This window comes from Bradyrhizobium sp. SPXBL-04 (assembly GCF_051853035.1).
GTDB lineage: Bacteria > Pseudomonadota > Alphaproteobacteria > Rhizobiales > Xanthobacteraceae > Bradyrhizobium > Bradyrhizobium zhanjiangense.
Genome location: NZ_CP182472.1, coordinates 7869250 through 7892599 on the forward strand (window position 1 = coordinate 7869250; position 23350 = coordinate 7892599).

A 23350-nucleotide genomic window follows, 5' to 3' on the forward strand; every position below is an offset into this window, starting at 1 on the left:
CGGCTGCGCGCCGCTTGCGTTGTAGGCCATCAACGCGATGGAGATGGTCATGGACTGGAATCGCATCGAAGGAAACTGGAAGCAGTTCAAGGGTTCGGCCAAGGAGAAATGGGGCAAGCTCACTGACGACGACCTCCGATTGATCGAGGGGCGTCGCGAGCAGCTCGAGGGCCGGCTCCAGGAACGTTACGGCAAGGCCAAGGACCAGGTTCGTCAGGACGTCGACGACTGGCTCAAGTCGCTGCATTGAGGCAGCACGAAAAAGCCCCGGCCCAGGCCGGGGCTTTTTGTTTGGATGGGTCCGCTAGAACACCGCAAGATATTTCAGGAGCGACACGATGCCGATGATGATGACGATCACGCGCGCGATCTGCTTGGCGCGGCCGTCCATCGGCAGCATGTTGATGAGATAAAGTACGAGAATAACGACGAGAAAGGTGACGAGTACGCCGACCAGCATCGCTAGGACCCCCCTTCAGGCAAATGGCTGCCTCGTCCTAACGCCTGTAAGGCGCGCGGGTTCCGCCTCTGCAACCCTTTGCAATCTCAGGTATTTGCCCGACGCAGCAAAGGCCCCCGTAATTTTACGGCAGCATCACTGTCTAAGTTTTTACCCTTTTGAGGCCAAATGCGCTTCAGGCGCCTGCCAACCGGCCGGCGCCTTTGCTGCGCGCATCCCTTTGGTCGTTCGAAGTTCGTAAGGGGGCTGCCGTTGGGGGCCACGAACTTCGAAACGCGTACCGGGGGGATCCGATGCTCAACCGCCTGACCGTATCCACGTTGCTGAAAGCGGTGATCCTGTCCACCGCACTCGTCGTCGTAATCGGCTCCTCGATCAGCGCATGGAATTCGTGGATCCGGCTTCAGCAGGCCAACCGGATCGTCGCGGTAGCAGCGGCCTCCGCCGATGTGTTCAAGGCGATGGCGAACATCCGCTCCGACCGCTCGACCAGCAGCCGTCAGCTGATCTCCGATATCCAGATGGACAAGGAAATCGAGACATACATCCGCGGCATCCGCGACGAGCTGATGCCCGCCCTGGCACGTGCGATCGAGATTTTACCCTCGATCGACTTGCCTCTGGGTAGGACGGTGGTTGCCGATCTCGACCGGCTGAACAAGGCGCTGCTGGCGCAGCAGGCTGAGTTCTGGACTGAGGTCGCCAAGCCCAGAGCATCGCGTCGCGCGGCGCTTGTCAAAGAGTATCTCGAGAGCGAGGACGGGCTGATGGCCATCCTCGAAAAGCTGTCGCCCGTGCTGGCCGCGAGCGTCAATCATCAGGACGCAATGATCGATCAACTGCTGATGATCAAGCAGATGGCCTGGCTGTTGCGCGTCAACGCGGGTGAATCCTCGCTGATCGTCGGCAACGCGCTCAACAGCGGCAAGATCTCGCCCGAGGTCCAGCTCGCTTTCACCAAATGGATCGGCGGCACCGAGACGGCCTGGAGCGCGACCGAGCTCGCCGCATCGGGCATGCAATTGCCGCCGGCGCTGGCTGCGGCCATGGCGGAAACCAAATCGTTCTATTTCGACCCGCAATATCTCGCCACGCGCGACGGCATCATCGCCGCAATCGCCAAGGGCGAGAAGGCGTCGATGACTGCCAATCAGTGGAGCCCCTACTCGGTCGGCCGGATGGCGAGCGCGATCAAGCTCGCCGATACCGCGCTTGGCGTCGCCAGGGACCATTCCACCAGCCAGCGCGCGCAGGCGCTGCAATCGCTGCTGACCCAGCTTGTGCTGCTGATTGCCGCGATTCTGTTCACGGGCGCGGCCATGCTGGCGGTCAGCCGCCGCGTGATCACGCCGCTGCACCGGATCCGCGACGCGATGCTCAAGGTCGCCGGCGGCGACCTCACCGTCGATCCCGGCTATCTCGACCGCCAGGACGAGATCGGCTCGCTTGCCGGCGCGCTCGAAACCTTCAAGCAGCAGGCGATCGACAAGCTCAAGATCGAGGCGCAGGAGCGCGAACGTAACGCCGGCGCCGCCGCACGTCAGCGTGCGATGGAGGCCTATGTCGGCGAGTTCGAGGGCGTGGTGCGCAAATCGCTGGGCGAGTTGAGCGAGGCGTCCGGCGAGATGCGCAAGACCTCGGGCGATCTGTCGGCGGTATCGCGCCAGACCAATGAACGCGTCGAGGTCGCCGGCAAGTCCTCGAACGATGCCTCTACGAGTGTGGAGAGCGTCGCGGCAGCGGCCGAGGAGCTCTCCGCTTCAATCAATGACATCAGCCAGCAGGCCGCACATGCCGCAGGCATCGCCAGTCGCGCCGTCAACCAAGCGCGCGAAACCGACAGCACGGTGCAAGGGCTGGCGCAGTCGGCGGGGCGCATCGGCGAGGTGGTCGGGCTGATCAACACCATCGCGGCGCAGACCAATTTGCTCGCGCTCAATGCCACGATCGAGGCCGCCCGTGCCGGCGAAGCGGGGCGCGGATTTGCCGTGGTGGCGTCCGAGGTGAAGTCACTGGCGAGCCAGACCGCGAAGGCAACGGAGGAAATCTCCGAGCAGATCGCCGACATCCAGAAGGTCGCGGGCGATGCCATCAATGCGATCCAGGCCATCGGTGGCATAATCGGCGAAGTGAACGAGGTCGCCACCGCCATCGCCGCCGCCGTGCAGGAACAGGGTGCAGCGACCCAGGAGATCACCCGCAGCACGCAATATGCGGCGCAGAGCACCAAGAACGTCTCGGACAACATCACTGGCGTGAAGGCCGATGCCGACACCGCGGCCGGTGCCGCCGAGAACGTCAAGCAGGCCTCCGAGACGCTCGAGACGCAGAGCCGCCAACTCGGTCAGCAGGTCAGCGATTTCCTGGGCAAGATCCGGGCGGCGTAGGGCTGATTGGAGTCGGGACTGGCGCCACATCTTCCGTGTCGTCCTGGCCGAGTGCGCAGTTGCGCGCGGGGGGCCGGGAGGGAGTGGTTTGGCGCGAGCCGACAACCACGAATCTTCGCCAAACCCAATCTTGTGGTTATGGGTCCCGGATCGGCGCGCGCTTTGGGCGCGCTTGTCCGGGACGACGGCGGAGATTGAAGCACCAGCCGTCGCTCACTCGCCCCCTACTCCTTCGCCACCACCGGCACCTGACGGAATCTGGCGCGGACGGATTCCGGCAGCGGCGAGAAATTCATCGCGACGCCGCGGCGGTCGTTTGCGTTGCGAGTTGCGACCACGAGGCCGCCAGCGCCCGCGACGATGTCGCCCTTGCGCAAGGTGGGATCGTCCTCGACCTTGACCTGGGCGAGCCCGACCGGATCCTTGCCGTTGCAGGTGCAGCCCGCGACGATCTCGTTGCGATAGCGGAAGGCGTTCGGCAGATCGGAATAGGACTTTCCGTTCTCCGTCGTGGCATCGTCGATGTTGCTGCCATAGACCAGCGAGGTTTCGGACGCCGGGCAGAAGCTCTTGCAGGACTGCGCCTTGCTTTCGGCATCCGTTCCTTGCGCCGGAAAATAGCGGCCATCGCATCCGCGCACGCAATAGGCGGCGCCGCCACCATAGGCGGCTCGCTGGCGCGGCATGTCGTAGCGGGGCATGTCATCGTTTGGGAACGGCGTCCGGATCTGGGGAGGCCGTGCGCCGAACGCGCCGAACAGCGCCGAGAAGAAATCCTCCGCATGCGCCGACGGCGTCAACGCGAGGCCGAGGGCGGTGACGGTGAACAAGGCCGCCGCACCACCGACCAGTTTACCGAACGAACGTCTTTTCATGTAGCCTCACTCAACTCTCAGTTCACCGACGACGCCGAGATGTTCAGCGCCTGGTGGCCCGAGGGCAGCGTCGTCATGGCCGGGTGCTTGCGCACGGAATCGCCTCCCTTGTCGCTTCCCTTGGCCATCAGCGGCGCGTTCTTTGGCAGCACCACGACCTTCGTCCCGACATTGACGCGGCCGAACAGGTCGATGACGTCCTCATTGGTCAAGCGGATGCAGCCGGACGAGACGAACTTGCCGATGGTGCTGGGATCGTTGGTGCCGTGGATGCGGTATTCGCTCGAGCCGAGATACATCGCACGGGCACCGAGCGGGTTACCCGGACCGCCCGCCACGAAGCGCGGCAGATAGGGTTGGCGCGCGATCATTTTGGCCGGCGGATGCCAGTCCGGCCACTCGGCCTTGCGGCTGATGCTCTGAACGCCCGCCCAGGTAAAGCCCTCGCGGCCGACACCAACGCCATAGCGGATCGCGCGTCCCTGGCCGAGCACGTAGTAGAGATAGGTGTTGTTGGTATCGATGACGATGGTGCCGGCCGGCTCGCTCCTGTCGAAGCTGACGATCTGCCTGCGCAGCCGATCGGGCAGCCGGGCGTCCTCGTCTGCGGCTTGCGGTGCCTCGCTTCCATAAGCCTGTGAATAGCTCTGGTCCTGTGGATACGACTGCGGCTGCATCGGCACGAAGCCGAGGGTTTGCGCACGCGCGCCGCCAAAGGGCATGATGAGCAGTGCGCTTGCGAAGGCAAACGCAGTGACGGCGCGCGGTGAGAAGCGGCGGACGAGAGAGAACCTTGTCATGAGCTGCCCCGTTGGATGTGTGCATCTGGGTGATGCTGTCGCCAACAAACGCGACCGGGCCGACTCAGGTTCCGCCGAACTCTGCGGCAGCGACGTCACAGTCAAGCGAGCGCGTCTTCACGAAGCCGCGACGGAACCCTTGCTCAGCCAGCACGTTGTCGGATCGTCGATGGGCGCGCGGATCGCGAGTTGCGCGTGCGGGAGAGATATTGTGCGCGTCCTTCCCAGCGAACGTCTGATTCCCGGCAACAGCGACGGTGAACCGCTTCCCGACAGCCATAGTGAGCTGCCACCGGTCATCCGCCGCACCGAGTTCGTCGCTTTCGCACTCGCAGGCCTCCTGCTGATTGCGGTCGTCACCGTGCTCTATGTCGGAAAAGCGTTCTTCCTGCCCGTGGTGATGGCCTTCGTCATCGGCACCATGCTGTCGCCGGCGGCGAGCTTCCTCGAGCGATGCAAGGTGCCGCGCGCGCTCGGTGCCGTCCTGATCGTTATCGCGGGGACGGCAGTGGTCGCGTTCGCGGTCGCGCTGATCGCCTCGCCTGTGATGGAATGGAGCACGCACCTGCCGGAGCTCGGCGCGCAACTGAAGGACAAGCTGCACGTGTTCGACCGGCCATTGGCGCTGTGGCGCGAGCTGCAAGCCATGGTCGGCGGCTCGGAGGAATTCCCCAGCTTCCAGTTGCCGAAGATCGAGTGGGTGCAGCCGACGCTGGAATTTCTGTCGCCGACCTTTACTGAATTTCTGCTGTTCTTCGTCACCCTCATTCTGTTCATCGCAAGCTGGCGCGACCTGCGGCGGGCGATGATCATGAACTTCAGCAATCACGACGCGCGGCTGCGTACACTGCGTATTCTCAACGAGATCGAGGTCCATCTCGGCAACTACCTCCTGACCGTCACCGTCATCAATATCGGTGTCGGTGTCGCCACCGGCCTCATCTGCGCGCTCACTGGCATGCCCAATCCGGCCGGCCTGGGCGCACTTGCGGCAACGCTCAACTTCATTCCGATCATCGGGCCGATCGCGATGTTCGCCGTACTGGTCATGGTGGGGCTGGTCGCCTTCCCGACCATCAGCGGCGCGCTGATGGCGGCGCTCGCCTTCGGCGGCCTCACCTTCCTGGAAGGGCACTTCATCACCCCGACCATCATCGGCCGGCGCTTGGCGCTGAATGCGCTTGCGGTCCTGCTCGCGCTGGCATTCTGGACCTGGATGTGGGGCCCGATGGGCGCATTCCTGGCGTCGCCGTTCCTGATCGTTGGCCTGATCCTCAAGGAGCATCTGTTGCCGGCGGATTCGCCGCAGTTGCCGCAGGCCTGAGCGGTTTCCGTGAACGGAACTTCCCCGACCACGAAACGTTCTCCGGCTATCTCAGCCGTCAACAGTTTGGAGCTCCCGATGTCCACGACCAATGCCGAAGCCGGGATGAAGGACTGGACCGACAAAGCCACCAGGGAACGCCTCGAGAAGGATGTAGCAGCCGTGAAAAGCGATATCGCCGCCCTCACCGAACAGATCACCGACGCGCTCAATACCTTCGCCAATTCCACCAGCAGGCAGGCTCGCCGCGGCTATCGCCAGGCGCGCGAGAACATGGATTCCGCGATGGACGACATGTCCGACCGCGGCAGCGCGATGATGGAGGCTGCGCAAGACGCCTACGGTTCGATCGAGGAGACGCTGGAAGAGGCCATCACGCAGCGGCCGCTCGCGACCGTCGGGCTCGCCCTCGGCATCGGCTTCCTGATCGGCGCCGCCTGGCGGCGGTAGGTTTGCGGAACGGATCTCGAGACGGCGGCGCTGCCGCGCCCGTTGCCGGCGTGTGGCGGTTCGGCTTGTGGGGGATTTGAGGAGCAAGGCCATGTTTCAGCGCATCATCGATGGGATCAGTGCATCCACCGGCACCACTGTGCGACTGACCTCGCTGGCCGCAGGCACGGCATTCGCGCTCTTCATCACCACGTGCTTCCTCTGCGCCGCGGCCTTCATTTCGGTCCTGGAGAAATATGGCCCGGTTCAGGCCTGCCTCGCGGGGGCCGGCATCTTCTTCCTGCTGACGCTCACCGCTGCCGGCAGCTATTGGGGCTACAAGCGCGAGGTGCAGAAGCGCGCCCAGATCGCGGCCGAGCGCGCCGCGAAGTCGATGGCACAGAGCATGCTTGCGGACCCCATGCTGCTCGCTACGGGACTTCAGATCGTGCGTGCCATCGGTGTGAAGCGGCTGTTGCCGATACTCGCGATCGGTGGGGTCGCACTCGGAATCATGGCGAGCCGTGCTGGCGCAGCAGACGAGGCGTCGGCCGAACCTGCCGAATAATGGTCAGAGCGGGTTAGAAAATTTCGTCGTAAGTCCTCCGACCCCATCTATCGCAAATCGGTCCGGGCGGTCCCACGCAATTTTGCGCCATCCGGCACGAATGCCCCCGCCATCACGCAAACGCTACTCGGATGGGCAGGCGGTTGCCGCTAAAAGCGTCGCCCCTGATTCCAAAAGTTTTTTCGTGATGAAACCGTCCGTCAAGGCGAACCTCGCCGCATTTCAACCCGACGCCAGACTGTATTTGACACTCGGCATCGCCAACTGGTCGGTTTTCGTCGATCACATCCCGAACAACGTCGTCAACCTGCTGACGCTGCGAAACTTCGGCTTCAGCGGCGCCGCGGATTTGTTCGTGTTCGTGGCCGGTTATGGCGTCGCCATCATCCACGGCCGGATGGCGCTGGAGCGCGGCTACGTCGTCGCGGCGACGCGCATCTTTCGACGCGTCTGGCGGCTCTACGCCGCCTACGTCGTCCTGTTCGTCATCTATATCGACGCCATCGCCTATGTCGCCTCGCAATCGATGGCACCGGAAATCATCCACGAATACAACATCTCGGGGATTCTCGAGCATCCGCTGCGCATCCTGATCCGCGGTCTCGTGCTCCAGGAGGAGCCGCTGAACCTCGACCTCCTGCAATTGATGGTCCCGCTGATGGCCTTCTTTCCGCTTGTGCTGTGGGGCCTGTTGCGGCGGCCGAACGTGACGCTCGCGGCATCGGTCGCGCTGTACCTTGCCGCACGCTGGTTCGACTGGAATTTCCGGGTCTATCCGGACCAGGAGTGGACCTTCAATCCGCTCTGCTGGCAGATGCTGATGGTGCTGGGCGGCTGGTTCGCTGTGACGGGCGCGCCCGGGCGGGCGCTGCGCGGCATGCCCTGGCTGCGGATCCTCGCCGGGACCTATCTCGTCTTCGCGATGGCCGTCACCCTGATGCGCCATTCACCGGCGCTTGCCGCTTATCTGCCGGACGTCCTCCTCAACGGCATCGCGCCGACCGACAAGGAAAACCTCGCGCCTTATCGCGTGCTTCACTTCCTTGCGCTCGCCTTCCTCGCGACCCATCTCATTCCGGCCGATCATCCCGGCCTGCAATTGAAGCCGCTACAGGCGGTCATCAGGTGCGGCGAGGAATGGCTCGCCGTGTTCTGCGTCGGCGTATTCCTGTCCTTTGCAGGTCATCTCATCCTGATCACCGGGCCCAATATGGTGGTGATGCAGGTCGTCGTGAGCCTCGCCGGCTTCGCCGCGATGACCGCGGTCGCCTATTACATCGCCTGGTCGAAGTGGCAGGACCTGCCCGCCGCCTTGCGGCAACAGGCCTAGCGGGTGCGCATCCGATTCCACTAAAGCGAGTGAGATCAGGATGAATCGTCATCGCACTTTAGGTTATTGTTTGAGCATGATCTTTTCGGAAAACCGCTACACACTTTTCCGGATCATGCTCTAGGCCGGCGGCCGCGGCTGCGCTATGCGGAGCAGAAGCGGGTTGCAAGGAGACCGGACGTGGTGACGGCGAACAGCGAGGGTGATGAGGCCGACGGCGCGCCCCGGCGCGGCCGGCCGCGATCGATCGAGACCACCAACGCCATTCTCGAAAGCGCCTATGCGCTGATGGCCACCACCGGCCTTGCCGCCACCACCATCGACGCGGTCGCGCGGCACTCCAGCGTCTCCAAGATGACGATCTACAAATGGTGGCCGTCCCGCGAGGCGCTTCTGATCGACGCCTTTCTCCACCACGCCGCGCAGATGCTGCCGCTGCCGCCGGTGAGCTCCGGAACGCCCGCGGCGCGTGCACGCCGCCATGCCGCGGCCTATGCCGAGGCGCTCCAGGGCGAGTTCGGCAAGGTGCAGCTCGCCGTGATCTCCGAATGTATTTCGAGGACCGGCTCCGCCGAGCTGTTCTACGCCCGCTATCTGCAGTTCCGCCGCGACGCGCTGGTCGAGATGATCGCGGCGGGCCAGAAGGACGGCAGCATCCTGGCCGAGGGACTGCCCGAGGATCTCTACGACGCAATCTATGGCGGCCTGTTCTACCGCTATGTCTTCGGCATCGCACCGATCACGCCGGCTTACGCGCGCAATCTGGTCGATTTGGTGCTGCGACCGAAGGGCTGACCTCGCATCACCGCACGGGCCTGACCGGGGCCGAAATCTTGTCGGTACGATCGCGCTCGGTCATGTCGACCACCGTCTCCATCGGCGCGATGAGCTCGTAGACGTAGGAGACGTCGGTGAAGTAGCGCTTGGCGGTGCCGCCGAGCGCCTCGGGCGCGACGCGGTCGAGCAGGATCAGGCCGAAATCGGAATCCGGGCGGCGCGTCGCCTCGCTGGTGTTGAACTCCTCCCAGCGGAAATTGAAAATCTCGTCGGGCTCCTCGCCCGTCACCGTCCAATTGGCCGTGATGTGCGGATGCTTGCCGACCAGCGACAGGCCTTCGTCGGAATGCGAGGCGAGCTCGAAGAACAGCAGCGACAGGCTCTGCGCCGCGCGCGCGCTGACCGCGATGTCGGGACCGGTGACGGCGATGCGATCGGCATGCGGGATGGCGCGCGCTTCGAACAGGCCCTTCAGCTTGACACCCTGCCACTGGCTCTCGCTGAGCAGCGAGACCACGTTCGACATGGCGTGGATGCGGCCGATCAGCAGCTCGCGCGCGACGTCGATATCCGAGCCGTGGCGCAGCGTGCGTGTCACGATCGACTGGATCACCGCCAGGATGTTCTTGACCCGGTGGTTGAGCTCGTCGATGACAGCGGTGAGCCGACGCTCGAAGCCGATCCGCACCTGGATTTCCCGGCTGAGCCGCAGATTGTTGTAGGCGACATAGCCGAACAGGCCGCACACCATCGCGGTGATGGCGAGGCCGATCGCCGCGACGATGATGGCGGTCTGCTCGGCGCGACGCGCCGAATTGGTCTTCGCGTAATAGGCGAGCTGCCAGTCACGGCCACCGAAGCTCACCGTGCGCATGGCCGACGGCGCCAGTCCGTCCGCCGCCGTCATACGCGTGGAGACCACGCCCTGGTCATTGGCAACGAGCTCGCCGCCGTCCCTGCGCGGATCCCTGAGCGCGACCGAGAACAACGACATGTCGTCATTGGTCAACATCAGCGAAGCAAGCTCGTAGGAAAATGTGACGAACCCGGCCGGCTCCGTTGCACCTTCGGGAATGACGGGCGCGGCCACGATGACGCCGATTGGGCCGTTGCCGCGGAGCAGCGGAATCGGGTCTGAGGCGATCGACCGCTTCTCGACCCGGGCACGCGTCAGCATGGCGCTGCGAACCGGATCCTGATCGTAGCTGCGGCCAGGCAGTGCCTTGGTCTCGTTGCTGCGCGGCTCGAGGTCCATCAGCACGTCGATCGGCTGGGTGACATCGGCGGAATTGATCGGCTTGTCGTCAAACATGCGGATCCGCGGATTGGGGAAGCCGGCGCCGGCAATGGCAGCCTGCGCCGCCGTAAGCTCGTTCGGCTTCAACCGGGCAATCCAGCCGGCCACCACGAAGTCGGTCTTGAAGGCGTAGATGGCCGAGCGCAGCGGCTCCAGCATGCTCGGCTTGATCACGGATGGCGCACGGAACAGGCCGGAGGCGACACGCGCGAGCAGCTCCCGCTCGGTGAGGCGATCCTGGACCAGGCTTGCGTGAACGTCGATCGCACGCGCGAGCGCGATCCGGTCCAGCGCCAGCTCCTGATCGTGAACGCGATAGGCCGCAAGCCCGGAGAGCAAGGCTCCGAGCAGAGCGATGAAGCCAATGATGAAACCCAGCCGGACCACTTCGACTACTCAGGCGAATGCAGGAGGTCGGCAATAAACACGGAGCATATGAATGCCGCTCGAACGGCCATGTGCCGAAACAGGGTGAACCCCCAGTGGCGGAGATAATGGAGGAGGAGGCATCAGTACGCAACGTAGGTCGGCTGAAAAGCTTAATCCGTCCGGCCGATGGTCCGGCCGGCATGGATTTGCCCCTTGGGGGCCAAGAGGTAGTTAATCGCCGTGTCCGAAATTTGTTCCGCGGTTGCGGCCCTGCCCCGGGGTATTGGGGCAAAAACGCCTGCGCTAAGTCGTCGCGTCCGTCGGGCCCCGGCGTTTTAAGCGTCCCGTTTTAAGCCACCCTTGGTCTCGATGAAGCCGACGATGCGATCGAGACCCTGGCTCTTCTTCAGGTTGGTCATGACGAAGGGACGCTGGCCGCGCATGCGCTTGGCATCCGTCTCCATCTTTTCCAGGGAGGCTCCGACATGCGGTGCCAGGTCGATCTTGTTGATGACAAGAAGGTCTGACCGGGTGATCCCCGGGCCACCCTTGGACGGGATCTTGTCGCCGGCGGCAACGTCGATCACGTAGATGGTGAGGTCGGCCAGCTCCGGGGAAAAAGTGGCAGCCAGATTGTCGCCACCGGACTCGATCAGCACGAGATCGAGGTCCGGGAATTTCGCGCGCATGTCCGCCACCGCCGCGAGATTCATCGAGGCGTCCTCGCGAATCGCGGTGTGCGGGCAGCCGCCGGTCTCGACCCCCGCGATGCGGTCCGGCGTCAGCGAGCCCGAACGCACGAGGTATTCCGCATCCCATTTGGTGTAGATGTCGTTGGTGATCGCGGCGATGTCATAGCGCTCGCGCATGGTCTTGCAGAGCAGGTCCATCAGCGCGGTCTTGCCCGATCCGACCGGGCCGCCGACACCGACGCGCAAGGGTCCGTGAGATTTCGACATGTCGCTCGCTCTTTCCTAACGTCGTCCCGGCGCAGGCCGGGACCCATAGCCACCGAACCCGGTTGATAGGGCGGGCTGTGGCCGCATCCCTCCATCTCCACGAAGATTCGTGGTTATGGGTCCCGGCCTGCGCCGGGACGACGGCTGAATGTGGCGCAGCAAGCTCACGATCGGAACAGCCGCGTATATTGTGTCTCGTGCCGCAGGCTGGCGAGATCGGCGCGGAAGGTCGCGCTGCCGAGATCGTCCAATGTCGCATTCAGCGCACGATTGGCGGTCGCGGCGGCGGCGGCTTCCAGCCTCACCAGCACACGCTGGCTGTCGGTCTGGCCGAGCGGAACGAGACGGCTGGCCGCGGAAATCCAGTTCGAGACCAGCGCATGCAAGAAGGCGTGGAGTGTCGGCGCCAGCGGCACCCCGTGCATCGCGGCGACCACGCCGACCGCGACGGGATAGACCAGGGGCGTACGGCATGCCGCAACCATGGCATCCAGGCCATCGGCATCCCACGCAGCGCGGGCGATGTCGATGAAGGCACGGCCCTGCGAGGTCGTTTCCAGCTGTCGTTCGCGCGACGGCACGAAGGCGGCGGCCAGCTCGGCGATATCATTCAAAGTGGTGGTCTCGCCCGCTTCCGCGGCGCGATAGGCATGGACCAGGAACGTCGCATCGCAAAGGCCCGAGCCGTCGCCGAGCATCGCGTCGAGCCAGTCCGCCAGCGTCGCGGTGTCCGTGATATCGCCCGCCTCGACCGCCCATTCGATGCCGCTGGAATAGGAGAACCCGCCGACAGGGAATGCCGGCGACAGCCAGGTCATCAACCGGTACAGCGCCGCCGCCTCGCGCCTGGCGAGGTCAGCGGGGCTGACCGGCTCATTTGTGCTCATGAGCATGCTTGTGGCCGTGGTGATGGTCGGGGTGGTCGCAATGCTCGTCGTGATGATGGTGATGATCGTGATCATGGTCATGCGCGGCATGGCCATGATGGTGGTGATCATGACCGTGATGATCATGGTGATCGTGATGGCCGTGATCGTGATGCGCATGATCGTCGTGCCCATGCGCGTGGCCGGCATCGGCGTAGGCGCCGCCCTCGGGATCGAACGGCGCCTCGATCTCGATCACGCGGGCGCCAAGACCCTTCACCATGGCTTCGATGACGTGGTCGCGGCGGATGCGCAAGGCTTTGGCCATGATCTGCGTCGGCAGATGGCGATTGCCGAGATGCCAGGCGACGCGGATGAGATGGTGCGGATCGCGACCGCGGATCTCCAGCAGCGGCTCGGGCGCCGCCACCACCTCCACCAGCCGGCCGTCCTCCAGCACCAGCGCGTCACCGCCGCGCAGCGCGACGGCGTGCTCCAGGTCGAGCAGGAATTCGAGCCCGCGCGTCCCCGTCATCGCCATGCGGCGGCGGTGTCGATCGTCGAAATCGAGCACGACCGTATCCGCGGGGGGTTCCGTGAAGCGGTGCTGCCCCTTGACCTGCGTCGCCCGGATCATGCGTTTACCTCGTTACCGTGTCTCGACCTTCTCGGGCGTGATCACCTCGATCTTCGGCGGCGCCGTGAAGCACTTCACCGCGACGCGGCCGAACGTCTTCATGTGCTCCATGGCGCGGTGCGGCACCAGCGCCTCGGCATTCTCCCATTGCTCGACGAATACCATCTTGCTGGGATCGGTGACGCTCTCGTGCAAATCGTAGGCGATATTGCCGGGCTCCTTCCGCGTCTCCTTGATGCAGGCGGTGGCGGCTGCAATGAATTCGGCGCGCGTTTCGGGCTTGATGGTCAAGGTGGCAACGACATAGATCACGAGAAATCCTCCCGGCTTTTCTTCTCAGGGTACGATACCGGGCCGGACATTAGACCAGGCCGGATCGAACGCAACAGCGGAAAAGCCGTCTCCGGACTTGATCCGGGGACATACGTTGAGGTGCTATTTCAGTACATGAAATATCGCTGCGCCATCGGCAGCACCTCGGCGGGGGCGCAGGTCAGCAGCTCGCCGTCGGCGCGGACCTCATAGGTCTCCGCATCGACCTCGATATTGGGCGTGGCGTCGTTGTGGATCATGCTCTTCTTGGAGATCTTGCCGCGGGTGTTCTGGACGGCATAGAGCTTCTTGTCGATGCCGAGTTTTCGCGCAAGACCGCCGGTGACCGCGGCCTTCGAGGTGAACACCACCGAGGACGCCGTCCGCGCCTTGCCGAAGGCGCCGAACATCGGCTGGTAGTGCACCGGCTGCGGCGTCGGGATCGAGGCGTTGGGATCGCCCATGGGCGCCGCGACGATGCTGCCGCCCTTGACGATGCAGTCCGGCTTGACGCCGAAGAAGGCCGGCGACCACAGCACGAGATCAGCGAGCTTGCCCTTCTCGACCGAGCCGATCAGTTTCGACACGCCATGGGCGATCGCGGGATTGATGGTGTATTTGGCGATGTAGCGCTTGACGCGGAAATTGTCGTTGTCCTTGCCTCTGTCCTGCGGCAGCGACCCGCGCTGCTTCTTCATCTTGTCGGCGGTCTGCCAGGTCCGGATGATGACCTCGCCGAGACGGCCCATGGCCTGCGAGTCCGAGGACATCATCGAGAGCGCGCCGAGATCGTGCAGAATGTCCTCGGCGGCGATGGTTTCTTTCCGGATGCGACTTTCCGCGAAAGCCAGGTCTTCCGCGATCGAGGGATCGAGGTGGTGGCACACCATCAGCATGTCGAGATGCTCGTCGATGGTGTTGCGCGTAAACGGCCGCGTCGGATTGGTCGAGGACGGCAGCACGTTCTTCAGGCCGGCGACCTTGATGATGTCAGGCGCATGACCCCCGCCGGCGCCTTCGGTGTGGAAGGCATGGATGGTGCGGCCCTTGAACGCCTTGATTGTATCCTCGACGAAGCCGGATTCGTTCAGCGTGTCGGTGTGGATCATCACCTGGATATCGTGATCGTCGGCGACCGACAGGCAGTTGTCGATTGCCGCCGGCGTCGTGCCCCAATCCTCGTGCAGCTTCAGTGCGCAGGCGCCGGCTCTGATCATCTCGACCAGCGCGGCGGGCCGCGAGGCGTTGCCCTTGCCGGAGATGCCGAGATTGACCGGGAACGCGTCGAACGACTGGATCATCCGCGCGATGTGCCACGGCCCCGGCGTGCAGGTGGTGGCGAAGGTGCCGTGCGAGGGACCGGTGCCGCCCCCGAGCATCGAGGTGACGCCGCTCATCAGCGCGTGCTCGATCTGCTGCGGGCAGATGAAATGGATGTGGCTGTCGAAGCCGCCGGCGGTGAGGATCTTGCCTTCGCCTGCGATAACATCTGTGCCGGGGCCGATGACGATGGTGACGCCGGGCTGGATATCGGGATTGCCGGCCTTGCCGATCGCGGAGATCATGCCGTCCTTGATCGCGACGTCGGCTTTCACGATGCCCCAATGGTCGACGATCAGCGCATTGGTGATGACGGTGTCGGCCGCGCCCTGCCGGTTGGTGACCTGCGACTGCCCCATGCCGTCGCGGATCACCTTGCCGCCGCCGAACTTCACCTCCTCGCCGTAGGTGGTGAAATCCTTCTCGACCTCGATGATGAGGTCGGTGTCGGCCAGCCGCACCTTGTCGCCGGTGGTCGGGCCGAACATGTCGGCATAGACGGAACGTTTGATCTTGACGGACATCACAAGCCCCGATTGCGTTTGAATATCTGGTCAGTCACAGCAAGGATCTCGCTGCTTTCACGGCATCATCGAATTTCTCGTCGAGCCACGCATTGCCGCCGCGGCAGCCTGCAACGACCTGCGTGGCCCATCCGATGTAATCGGCGAGATCGTCCCGCTCCTCGGCGCTCGGGTCGGTTTGAATGCGCGCCTCTGTATTGCTGATCTTGTCGGCGATCTTGATCAGTTTTGCGCCGGGGGATTTCTTCGGCGCTTCGAGCACCTGAAGCTGCCGCCGCTCGGCCTTTGGCAGGCTCATGTCGTCGGTGCATTCCGCGATGAGGGAAGCGACACGCGCGGAAAATCTCTGCGCCAGCTCCTCGCGCGTGGTGTCGGTGTCCTCGATCACGTCATGCAGCCAGCCGGCCGCGACCAGCTCGGCATCGGCACCCTCGGTCGCGGTCGCCAGCAGGTTCGCGACCTCGGCGAGATGATTGATATAAGGCTCGTTGCCGCGCCCCTTGCGCGCCATGCCGTTGTGGCGATGCGCAGCGAGCTCGGCAGCTTCGGAGACAAGGCGGATCGGTGTCAGCATGGCAAAGACCTCCGTTTTCGCCTCAACCGTGCCGCACCAGGCTCGTTCCTTCGGAGATCACAGCTTCCCCATCACGTCGCCGCGGAAGCCATAAATGGTCTTCTTGCCGGCCATGGCGACGAGCTGGACGTCACGGGTCTGGCCGGGCTCGAAGCGGACGGCGGTCCCGGCGGCGATGTCGAGGCGCATGCCGCGGGACTTCTTGCGGTCAAACTTCAGCGCCGGGTTGGTCTCGAAGAAATGGTAGTGCGAGCCGACCTGGATCGGGCGGTCGCCGGTGTTGGCAACCGTCAGCGTCACGGTCTTGCGGCCGGCATTGAGCTCGATCTCGCCGTCCTGAATGAAGAGTTCGCCGGGGATCATGCTTCTCGCTCCTACCTGATCGGCTCGTGCACGGTGACGAGCTTGGTGCCGTCCGGAAAGGTCGCCTCGACCTGGATGTCGTGGATCATCTCGGGGATGCCGGGCATCACTTGGTCGCGGGTCAGCACCTGCGCGCCGGATTGCATCAGCTCGGCGACGGTGCGGCCGTCGCGCGCGCCTTCGAGGATGAAGTCGGAGATGATCGCGACCGCCTCGGGATGGTTGAGCTTGACGCCGCGGTCCAGCCGACGGCGCGCCACGATGGCCGCCATCGAGATCAGAAGCTTGTCCTTTTCGCGGGGAGACAGATTCATGCGACATCTCTTCCGTTCAACACGTCAATTCAGCCAGAGCCGCGGCAGGGCCGCGCCGGTGCGCGCCAGCACGGCCATCATGTCGGCGCGCAAACGCGCCGCATCTTGGGCACAGAACCGCGCCATTGCAAAGCCATTCCAGGCGGATATCCCGACCTCGCCGGCGAACGATTCCGAGGCCTCGCGAATGCGCTCGACCAACGCCTCGTCGCCAGGCACGATCAGGGCCGTGCCGATCGCGGCGCCACTCTTGGCCACGGCGGATCGCGCCAATTTTTCACCGATATGACCATCCAGCCTGACGGTTTCGGCGAACACCAGCCCGCCGCCGCGAGAGAGCCGCCAACGGTCGACGAACTCGCCCTGCTCCATCCGCTCGCCCATGGCGGTGCGACCGAACACCACGATCTCGCAGAGCAGGAGCGAAGCTGCCTCATCGAGCGCGATGTCGAAGCGTCGATGAACTCGAGCCCGGTCGAACAGGATCGTTTCCTGCGGCAGCCAGGACAGATGCGCACCTGCGCCGACCCTCAGCGCGATATTGAGCTCGGCCGCCTTGCCCTGCGCACGATAGACCTTTTCTGCGGCCGCCGTCGTCAGCGTCAGCCGCGCAGCGTCAGCGGCTGTGATGTCAATGTCGAAGCGATCGCCGCCGGCGACACCTCCGGCCGTGTTGACGAACACGCCGGAGAGCCCCTCGCCTTCCGGCGAGGGAAAGCGCACGCGCAGGGAGCCGGATTCATGCAAGGTCCCGCGCCGCGTCATGCCATCGCGTGCATGGACGTCGAAGCGTACCGCGCCGCGGGCGCGGTTGGCCTCGAAAACCGTTGCTGTGACCGAAACGTCGCTGCGCATCCGCCTCCCCAGCCGGTCGCGGCAGAATGGCTTACAGCGCCATCTGGCGGCTGATTTCGCTCGCGTCGAGATTGGAGCGGTCGCAGGTGAACTTCACCGCGCCGCGATCCATCACCGCGAAACTGTCGCCGAGTTCGCAGGCAAAGTCGAGATATTGTTCGACCAGGACGATCGCGATGTTGCCTAGGTTGCGCAAGTAAGAGATGGCGCGGCCGATGTCCTTGATGATCGAGGGCTGGATGCCCTCGGTCGGCTCGTCGAGCAGCAGCAGCTTTGGTCGCATCACCAGCGCGCGCCCAATCGCGAGCTGCTGCTGCTGGCCGCCGGAGAGGTCGCCACCGCGCCGGCCGAGCATGGATTGCAGCACGGGGAAGAGCGAGAATACGTCGTCCGGAATGTGCTTGTCCTCGCGCCTGAGCGGGCCGAAGCCGGTCTTGAGGTTCTCCTCGACCGTGAGCAGCGGAAAGATCTCGCGGCCCTGCGGCACGAAGCCGATGCCTTTGCGCGCCCGCTCATAGGGCTTCAGGCCCGTGATGTCGCTGCCGTCGAGCACGATCGCGCCCGAGGAGATCGGATATTGCCCGACCATGGCGCGCAACAGCGAGGTCTTGCCGACGCCGTTGCGCCCGAGCACGCAAGTCACCTTGCCCGGCTCGGCCGAGATCGAGACGCCGCGCAGCGCTTGGGCAGCGCCGTAGAACAGGTTGATGTCCTTGACCTCAAGCATCGCTCAGCGTCCCAGATAGACTTCGATGACCCGCTCGTTCGACGAGACCTGGTCGATGGTGCCTTCCGCCAGCACGGTGCCTTCATGCAGGCAGGTGACCTTGACGCCGAGCTCGCGCACAAAGGTCATGTCGTGCTCAACGACCATCACGGTGTGGGTCTTGTTGATCTCTTTGAGCAGCTCGGCGGTGAGATGCGTCTCGACGTCGGTCATCCCTGCGACCGGCTCGTCGACGAGGAGCAGCTTCGGATCCTGCGCCAGCAGCATGCCGATCTCGAGCCACTGCTTCTGACCGTGGCTGAGGCTGCCGGCGAGGCGGTTGCGGGCCTCGGTGAGGCGGATCGTCTCCAGCACCTTGTCGATGCGCTCGGATTCCGCCTTGCTGCCGCGCCAGAACAGCGTGCCGCGAACCGAATGATCGACGTTGAGCGCGAGCAGGAGATTGTCCTGCACGCTCTGGCTCTCGAACACGGTCGGCTTCTGGAACTTGCGGCCGATGCCGAGCTCGGCGATGCGGGTCTCGTCGAGCCGCGTCAGATCGGTGACGCCGTCGAACAGCACGGTGCCCTCGTCCGGCTTGGTCTTGCCGGTGATGATGTCCATCATCGTGGTCTTGCCGGCGCCGTTCGGACCGATGATGGCGCGCATCTCGCCGGGCTCGAGCGTCAGCGACAAATTGTTGATGGCGTGGAAGCCGTCGAACGAGACGTGCACGCCGTCCAGGTAGAGCATTGCGGAGGTTGCGCGGGTGTCCATGACGTTCATCGCCCTACTCCGCCATCTTGGGTTCGGTGACGCCGTCTTCGGCCGCAGCGCTCGCAATGGCTGCAGCGGTGCGCTTTTCCCTCGAGGAGTCCCACCAGGCATTGAAGGTGCCGACGATGCCCTTGGGCAGCAGCAGCGTCACCAGGATGAACAGCGCGCCCAGCATGAACAGCCAGTACGGCGCCAGCACGCCGGAGGTGAAGAAGGTTTTGGCGTAATTGACGACGATGGCGCCGAGCGCAGCACCGACCAGGGTGCCGCGGCCGCCGACCGCGACCCAGATCACCGCCTCGATCGAATTGCCGGGCGCGAATTCGGATGGATTGATGATGCCGACCTGAGGCACGTAGAGCGCGCCGGCGACACCGGCCATGCAGGCCGACACCGTGAACACGAACAGCTTGTAGGATTCGACGCGGTAGCCGAGGAAGCGCGTGCGCGATTCCGCATCGCGCACCGCGATCAGCACCTTGCCGAGCTTGGAGGAGACAATGGCGCGGCAGATCAGGAAACCTGCAATCAGCGCCAGACAGCTCAGCGCGAACAATGCGGCACGCGTACCCTCCGCCTGCACGTTGAAGCCGAGGATGTCCTTGAAGTCGGTCAGGCCGTTGTTGCCGCCAAAGCCGAAATCATTACGGAAGAAGGCGAGCAACAGTGCATAGGTCATCGCCTGCGTGATGATCGACAGATACACGCCGGTGACGCGGGAGCGGAAGGCGAGCCAGCCGAAGCAAAACGCGAGCAGGCCCGGCACGACCAGCACCATCAGGGCCGCAAACCAGAACATGTCGAAGCCGTACCAGTACCAGGGCAGCTTCTGCCAGTTCAGGAATACCATGAAGTCGGGCAGGATCGGGTTGCCGTAGACGCCACGGGTGCCGATCTGCCGCATCAGGTACATACCCATGGCGTAGCCGCCGAGCGCGAAGAACGCACCGTGGCCGAGCGAGAGGATGCCGCAATAGCCCCAGATCAGGTCGATCGCGAGCGCGAGGATGGCGTAGCAGACATATTTACCCCAGAGCGCGACGAGATAGGTCGGCACCTGCAGGAACGAGCCCGCGGGCAGCAGCAGGTTGGAGAGCGGGATGAGGATGCCGCAGGCTGCGACGACAGCAAGGAAGATCGTCGCACTGCGGTCCAGCGAGCGCGTCAGCATGTGAGGAGTCATGCTTCCACCGCACGGCCCTTGAGCGCGAACAGGCCGCGCGGCCGCTTTTGAATGAACAGGATGATGAGAACCAGGATGGCAATCTTGCCGAGCACGGCGCCGGCGACCGGCTCCAGGAACTTGTTGGAGATGCCGAGCGTGAAGGCGCCGACCAGGGTGCCCCAGAGATTGCCGACGCCGCCGAACACCACGACCATGAAGCTGTCGATGATATAGCTCTGGCCGAGATTGGGGCTGACATTGTCGATCTGCGATAGCGCCACGCCGGCGATGCCGGCAATGCCCGAGCCGAGCCCGAAAGTGAGCGCATCGACGCGCGAGGTCGCAATGCCCATCGAAGCCGCCATGCGGCGGTTTTGCGTCACTGCGCGCATCTCGAGGCCGAGCGCGGTATAGCGCAGCATCGCGAGCAGGATCGCGAACACGGCGAGTGTGAAGCAGAGAATCCAGAGCCGGTTATAGGTGATAGTGATCTGGCCGAGTTCGAACGCGCCGCTCATCCAGGAGGGGTTGCCGACCTCGCGGTTGGTCGGGCCGAACATGGTGCGCACAGCCTGTTGCAACACCAGCGACAGGCCCCAGGTCGCCAACAGCGTCTCCAGCGGACGGCCGTAGAGGAAGCGGATGATGCTGCGCTCGATCAGGACGCCGATGGCACCGGCGACGAGGAAGGCGAGCGGCACCGCGATCAAGAGCGAATAGTCGAACAGGCCGGGATAGCGGATGCGGATCACCTCCTGCACCACGAAGGTGGTGTAGGCCCCGATCATCACCATCTCGCCATGGGCCATGTTGATCACGCCCATCACGCCGAAGGTGATGGCGAGGCCGATCGCCGCGAGCAGCAGCACCGAGCCGAGCGAGAGGCCATACCAGGCATTCTGCACCATGGACCAGACCGCAAGCGAGTTCTGGATCGAGCCGATCGCGCTCGCGGCAGCCTTGCTCACCGAGGCCGGCTGGTCGCCCATGCCGGTGAGCAGCGCCAGCGCCTCCTGGTCGCCGCGCGCCTTGAGGGTGGCAACGGCCTCCAGCTTCTCAACCTCGGTGGCGTCCGACTTGAACAGCAGGATGGCCGCGCGGGCTTCGCCGAGCGCGGTCTTGACGGATCTATTGCCTTCCTTGGCCAGCGCGGCCTCGACCGCCTCGAGCGCGGCCTCCTCATGCGACTTGAACACCGACTGTGCGGCCTGGAGGCGCGTCGACAGATCGGGCGACTGAAGCGTCAGGCTGCCGAGCGCGGCGTCCACGCTGCGGCGCAGGCGGTTGTTGAGGCGAACCGCGCTCGCGCTGTCGGGAACGCTGGCCACGGACTGGCCTGTTGCGGCGTCGATCGACTTACCGTCGGCGCCGGTGACGTAAACCTTCTTGCTATCCGGATCGGCCATGAGGCGGCCGTCCTGCAGCGCGCTGATGATCGGGAATGCCAGCGCATTGCCGCTGCTCGCGACCGCACCGATCGCCTCCTCCGTGTCGGAAAAATCGTCATTGGCGAATTTGGCGACCGCATCCTCGAACGGACCGGCGAAGGCCGGCAGCGCGAACGCGATCAGAAACAGCGAAAGCACAAGCGAGCAGAGACGGGCAGACAAATGGGCTGGCACTGTGAATGACCCCGGCAGAAATGGTTGGAGAAGGCGGCGGGATCGCCGCCCTCTCCGATCGTGTCATGGAGCGTCAGGTCGGGATTAGGAGCCCGAACCGAGGCACTTGTTGGTCTTGGTGTTGAAGTTGCCGCACTTCTTGCCGACCCAGTCGCCGATCAGGTCCTTGGAACCGTCCAGCTCTTTCGACCAGGCATCGCCGGCAACGAGGCCCGGCGTCTTCCAGACCACATCGAACTGGCCATTGCCCTTGATCTCGCCGATGAACACCGGCTTGGTGATGTGGTGGTTCGGCAGCATCTTCGACACGCCGCCGGTCAGGTTCGGCGCCTCGATGCCGGGAAGCGCGTCGATCACCTTGTCCGGATCGGTCGACTTCACCTTCTCGACTGCCTTAACCCACATGTTGAAGCCGATCACGTGCGCCTCCATTGGGTCGTTGGTCACGCGCTTCGGGTTCTTGGTATAGGCCTTCCAGTCCTTGATGAACTTCTCGTTCGATCCGTCCTTGGTCTTGATCGACTCGAAGTAATTCCAGGCGGCGAGATGGCCGACCAGCGGCTTGGTGTCGATACCGGCGAGCTCTTCCTCACCCACCGAGAAAGCGACCACCGGGATATCCTTGGCCTTGATGCCCTGGTTGCCGAGCTCCTTGTAGAAGGGAACGTTGGCGTCGCCGTTGATGGTCGAGACCACCGCGGTCTTCTTGCCGGCCGAGCCGAACTTCTTGATGTCGGCCACGATCGTCTGCCAGTCGGAGTGACCGAACGGCGTGTAGTTGATCATGATGTCTTCCTGGGCGACACCCTTGGACTTCAGATAGGCTTCCAGGATCTTGTTGGTGGTGCGCGGATAGACGTAGTCGGTGCCCGCGAGCACCCAGCGCTTCACCTTCTCTTCCTTCATCAGATAGTCGACGGCGGGAATCGCCTGCTGGTTCGGCGCAGCACCCGTGTAGAACACGTTGCGCTCGCTCTCCTCGCCCTCGTACTGCACGGGGTAGAACAGGATGTTGTTCAGCTCCTTGAAGACCGGGAGCACCGACTTGCGCGAGACCGAGGTCCAGCAGCCGAACACGACCGAGACCTTGTCCTTGGTGATCAGCTCGCGCGCCTTCTCGGCGAACAGCGGCCAGTTGGAAGCGGGGTCGACGACGACGGCTTCGAGCTTCTTGCCGAGCACGCCGCCCTTCTTGTTCTGCTCGTCGATCAGGAAGAGGATGGTGTCCTTCAGCGTGGTCTCGCTGATGGCCATGGTGCCGGAAAGGGAGTGAAGCACGCCGACCTTGATGGTGTCGTCCGCGGCCTTGGCGCCGGTCAATGAAGCCAGACCGAGCATCAGTCCGGCGGTCGCAGCGAGGACCCCGCGGCGGCTAAATGACGCCGCTATATCGTGAGTGGATTTGCTAAGCATGAGTGTGTCATCTCCCTGACGCAGACGTGAAAACGCTGCGAAACGGCCCCACGGCCGCCTGCGATTAACGGATTCGCAAGAACCATGCCATGGACTGAGCACCTCTCAAGCCATTGGATTTACTTATAAAATAACCAGAATTCCAAGCTTAGCCGCAGTCTGCCCGCCTAAACCATAGGCAACTGAAATGTATGCGAAAGCGGCAGGCAGTCTATTTTTTATGCAAATTGCCAATTCTGGCTAAATTTCCGGCATAACTATTTCTGCACCGCAACCGCCGTTTGAGGCGAGCTTGCCTTGAAAGCGCCCCTACGATGTTCCATATGA

25 protein-coding genes are annotated in these 23350 nt (G+C 63.9%); 7 read left to right on the top strand and 18 right to left on the bottom strand.

From position 1 onward, the window contains the following. Positions 1–49: 49 nt before the first annotated feature. Complete coding sequence (locus tag ACNJX8_RS37505; protein WP_164934719.1) at positions 50–250, top strand: CsbD family protein; 201 nt, start codon at positions 50–52, stop codon at positions 248–250. A gap of 54 nt (positions 251–304) precedes the next feature. On the opposite strand, the gene ACNJX8_RS37510 is transcribed toward ACNJX8_RS37505, so the two are convergent. Continuing rightward, positions 305–460, bottom strand: a complete 156-nt coding sequence (locus ACNJX8_RS37510; RefSeq protein ID WP_008546817.1) for a Thivi_2564 family membrane protein — start codon at positions 458–460, stop codon at positions 305–307. A 293-nt stretch (positions 461–753) separates the two neighbouring features. Between ACNJX8_RS37510 and ACNJX8_RS37515 the strand changes: the two genes are divergently transcribed. Then, the gene (locus ACNJX8_RS37515; protein WP_439358741.1) at positions 754–2847 is read left to right on the top strand and encodes a methyl-accepting chemotaxis protein; all 2094 of its coding nucleotides are present in this window, start codon (positions 754–756) and stop codon (positions 2845–2847) included. 224 nt (positions 2848–3071) lie between these two features. Here the strand turns inward: ACNJX8_RS37515 and ACNJX8_RS37520 are convergent, their stop codons facing one another. Beyond that, a complete protein-coding gene (locus ACNJX8_RS37520) occupies positions 3072–3722 on the bottom strand; it encodes a DUF2865 domain-containing protein (protein ID WP_128940048.1) in 651 nt (216 codons plus the stop codon). Positions 3723–3739: 17 nt separating this feature from the next. Continuing rightward, positions 3740–4522: a L,D-transpeptidase gene (locus tag ACNJX8_RS37525; RefSeq protein ID WP_439358742.1), complete on the bottom strand. Its 783-nt coding sequence runs from the start codon at positions 4520–4522 to the stop codon at positions 3740–3742. 211 nt (positions 4523–4733) lie between these two features. Here ACNJX8_RS37525 and ACNJX8_RS37530 point away from each other — a divergent pair, with 211 nt between their 5' ends. From ACNJX8_RS37530 to ACNJX8_RS37550, 5 genes are all read left to right on the top strand, one after another. Continuing rightward, positions 4734–5846: an AI-2E family transporter gene (locus ACNJX8_RS37530; protein ID WP_439358743.1), complete on the top strand. Its 1113-nt coding sequence runs from the start codon at positions 4734–4736 to the stop codon at positions 5844–5846. A gap of 78 nt (positions 5847–5924) precedes the next feature. Continuing rightward, a complete protein-coding gene (locus tag ACNJX8_RS37535; protein WP_091882036.1) occupies positions 5925–6296 on the top strand; it encodes a DUF883 family protein in 372 nt (123 codons plus the stop codon). A gap of 91 nt (positions 6297–6387) precedes the next feature. Beyond that, positions 6388–6843 carry a hypothetical protein gene (locus tag ACNJX8_RS37540; RefSeq protein ID WP_249758237.1) on the top strand — a complete coding sequence of 152 codons (456 nt, stop codon included), beginning with the start codon at positions 6388–6390 and terminating at the stop codon, positions 6841–6843. A 187-nt stretch (positions 6844–7030) separates the two neighbouring features. Then, positions 7031–8173, top strand: coding sequence for an OpgC domain-containing protein (locus ACNJX8_RS37545; protein WP_128937619.1), 1143 nt, complete (start codon positions 7031–7033; stop codon positions 8171–8173). A gap of 180 nt (positions 8174–8353) precedes the next feature. Further along, entirely contained in the window at positions 8354–8968 is a 615-nt protein-coding gene (locus ACNJX8_RS37550) for a TetR/AcrR family transcriptional regulator (protein WP_128936619.1), read from the top strand. A gap of 7 nt (positions 8969–8975) precedes the next feature. On the opposite strand, the gene ACNJX8_RS37555 is transcribed toward ACNJX8_RS37550, so the two are convergent. From ACNJX8_RS37555 to urtA, 15 genes are all read right to left on the bottom strand, one after another. After that, a complete protein-coding gene (locus ACNJX8_RS37555; protein ID WP_128936620.1) occupies positions 8976–10634 on the bottom strand; it encodes a CHASE domain-containing protein in 1659 nt (552 codons plus the stop codon). A 317-nt stretch (positions 10635–10951) separates the two neighbouring features. Next, on the bottom strand, positions 10952–11575 hold the full coding sequence (gene ureG, locus ACNJX8_RS37560; RefSeq protein WP_128936621.1) for an urease accessory protein UreG: 624 nt from the start codon (positions 11573–11575) through the stop codon (positions 10952–10954). A 164-nt stretch (positions 11576–11739) separates the two neighbouring features. Then, positions 11740–12468 (bottom strand): urease accessory protein UreF, encoded by a 729-nt coding sequence (locus ACNJX8_RS37565; RefSeq protein WP_439362033.1) that lies wholly within the window; start codon positions 12466–12468, stop codon positions 11740–11742. Next, on the bottom strand, positions 12449–13078 hold the full coding sequence (locus ACNJX8_RS37570; RefSeq protein ID WP_439358744.1) for an urease accessory protein UreE: 630 nt from the start codon (positions 13076–13078) through the stop codon (positions 12449–12451). The genes ACNJX8_RS37565 and ACNJX8_RS37570 overlap by 20 nt, the downstream gene beginning before the upstream one ends. 12 nt (positions 13079–13090) lie before the next feature. Next, a complete protein-coding gene (locus ACNJX8_RS37575) occupies positions 13091–13390 on the bottom strand; it encodes a putative quinol monooxygenase (protein ID WP_027553941.1) in 300 nt (99 codons plus the stop codon). Positions 13391–13518: 128 nt separating this feature from the next. Then, on the bottom strand, positions 13519–15234 hold the full coding sequence (gene ureC, locus ACNJX8_RS37580) for an urease subunit alpha (protein WP_439358745.1): 1716 nt from the start codon (positions 15232–15234) through the stop codon (positions 13519–13521). Between the two features lie 34 nt (positions 15235–15268). Then, positions 15269–15808, bottom strand: coding sequence for an HD domain-containing protein (locus tag ACNJX8_RS37585; RefSeq protein WP_439358746.1), 540 nt, complete (start codon positions 15806–15808; stop codon positions 15269–15271). A 57-nt stretch (positions 15809–15865) separates the two neighbouring features. Continuing rightward, positions 15866–16171, bottom strand: coding sequence for an urease subunit beta (locus tag ACNJX8_RS37590; RefSeq protein ID WP_035708642.1), 306 nt, complete (start codon positions 16169–16171; stop codon positions 15866–15868). An 11-nt stretch (positions 16172–16182) separates the two neighbouring features. Beyond that, the gene (locus tag ACNJX8_RS37595; protein WP_027553946.1) at positions 16183–16485 is read right to left on the bottom strand and encodes an urease subunit gamma; all 303 of its coding nucleotides are present in this window, start codon (positions 16483–16485) and stop codon (positions 16183–16185) included. A 24-nt stretch (positions 16486–16509) separates the two neighbouring features. Further along, the gene (locus ACNJX8_RS37600) at positions 16510–17340 is read right to left on the bottom strand and encodes an urease accessory protein UreD (RefSeq protein WP_439358747.1); all 831 of its coding nucleotides are present in this window, start codon (positions 17338–17340) and stop codon (positions 16510–16512) included. A gap of 31 nt (positions 17341–17371) precedes the next feature. Then, complete coding sequence (gene urtE, locus ACNJX8_RS37605) at positions 17372–18067, bottom strand: urea ABC transporter ATP-binding subunit UrtE (protein ID WP_128936628.1); 696 nt, start codon at positions 18065–18067, stop codon at positions 17372–17374. Positions 18068–18070: 3 nt separating this feature from the next. Beyond that, positions 18071–18832, bottom strand: a complete 762-nt coding sequence (gene urtD / locus ACNJX8_RS37610; RefSeq protein ID WP_128936629.1) for an urea ABC transporter ATP-binding protein UrtD — start codon at positions 18830–18832, stop codon at positions 18071–18073. Positions 18833–18836: 4 nt separating this feature from the next. Then, complete coding sequence (urtC, locus tag ACNJX8_RS37615; protein ID WP_128936630.1) at positions 18837–20006, bottom strand: urea ABC transporter permease subunit UrtC; 1170 nt, start codon at positions 20004–20006, stop codon at positions 18837–18839. After that, positions 20003–21610 carry an urea ABC transporter permease subunit UrtB gene (urtB, locus tag ACNJX8_RS37620; protein WP_439358748.1) on the bottom strand — a complete coding sequence of 536 codons (1608 nt, stop codon included), beginning with the start codon at positions 21608–21610 and terminating at the stop codon, positions 20003–20005. Before urtB ends, urtC begins: the two co-directional genes overlap by 4 nt. An 84-nt stretch (positions 21611–21694) precedes the next feature. Then, positions 21695–23023, bottom strand: coding sequence for an urea ABC transporter substrate-binding protein (gene urtA, locus ACNJX8_RS37625; protein WP_439358749.1), 1329 nt, complete (start codon positions 23021–23023; stop codon positions 21695–21697). Positions 23024–23350: the final 327 nt, after the last annotated feature.

Coding starts and splice junctions, on each gene's coding strand:
- ACNJX8_RS37505 (WP_164934719.1), top strand. CDS start 50: ATGGACTGGAATCGCATCGAAGGAAACTGGAAGCAGTTCAAGGGTTCG.
- ACNJX8_RS37510 (WP_008546817.1), bottom strand. CDS start 460: ATGCTGGTCGGCGTACTCGTCACCTTTCTCGTCGTTATTCTCGTACTT.
- ACNJX8_RS37515 (WP_439358741.1), top strand. CDS start 754: ATGCTCAACCGCCTGACCGTATCCACGTTGCTGAAAGCGGTGATCCTG.
- ACNJX8_RS37520 (WP_128940048.1), bottom strand. CDS start 3,722: ATGAAAAGACGTTCGTTCGGTAAACTGGTCGGTGGTGCGGCGGCCTTG.
- ACNJX8_RS37525 (WP_439358742.1), bottom strand. CDS start 4,522: ATGACAAGGTTCTCTCTCGTCCGCCGCTTCTCACCGCGCGCCGTCACT.
- ACNJX8_RS37535 (WP_091882036.1), top strand. CDS start 5,925: ATGTCCACGACCAATGCCGAAGCCGGGATGAAGGACTGGACCGACAAA.
- ACNJX8_RS37540 (WP_249758237.1), top strand. CDS start 6,388: ATGTTTCAGCGCATCATCGATGGGATCAGTGCATCCACCGGCACCACT.
- ACNJX8_RS37545 (WP_128937619.1), top strand. CDS start 7,031: ATGAAACCGTCCGTCAAGGCGAACCTCGCCGCATTTCAACCCGACGCC.
- ureG (WP_128936621.1), bottom strand. CDS start 11,575: ATGTCGAAATCTCACGGACCCTTGCGCGTCGGTGTCGGCGGCCCGGTC.
- ACNJX8_RS37565 (WP_439362033.1), bottom strand. CDS start 12,468: ATGCTCATGAGCACAAATGAGCCGGTCAGCCCCGCTGACCTCGCCAGG.
- ACNJX8_RS37570 (WP_439358744.1), bottom strand. CDS start 13,078: ATGATCCGGGCGACGCAGGTCAAGGGGCAGCACCGCTTCACGGAACCC.
- ureC (WP_439358745.1), bottom strand. CDS start 15,234: ATGTCCGTCAAGATCAAACGTTCCGTCTATGCCGACATGTTCGGCCCG.
- ACNJX8_RS37585 (WP_439358746.1), bottom strand. CDS start 15,808: ATGCTGACACCGATCCGCCTTGTCTCCGAAGCTGCCGAGCTCGCTGCG.
- ACNJX8_RS37590 (WP_035708642.1), bottom strand. CDS start 16,171: ATGATCCCCGGCGAACTCTTCATTCAGGACGGCGAGATCGAGCTCAAT.
- ACNJX8_RS37595 (WP_027553946.1), bottom strand. CDS start 16,485: ATGAATCTGTCTCCCCGCGAAAAGGACAAGCTTCTGATCTCGATGGCG.
- ACNJX8_RS37600 (WP_439358747.1), bottom strand. CDS start 17,340: ATGCGCAGCGACGTTTCGGTCACAGCAACGGTTTTCGAGGCCAACCGC.
- urtE (WP_128936628.1), bottom strand. CDS start 18,067: ATGCTTGAGGTCAAGGACATCAACCTGTTCTACGGCGCTGCCCAAGCG.
- urtD (WP_128936629.1), bottom strand. CDS start 18,832: ATGAACGTCATGGACACCCGCGCAACCTCCGCAATGCTCTACCTGGAC.
- urtC (WP_128936630.1), bottom strand. CDS start 20,006: ATGACTCCTCACATGCTGACGCGCTCGCTGGACCGCAGTGCGACGATC.
- urtA (WP_439358749.1), bottom strand. CDS start 23,023: ATGCTTAGCAAATCCACTCACGATATAGCGGCGTCATTTAGCCGCCGC.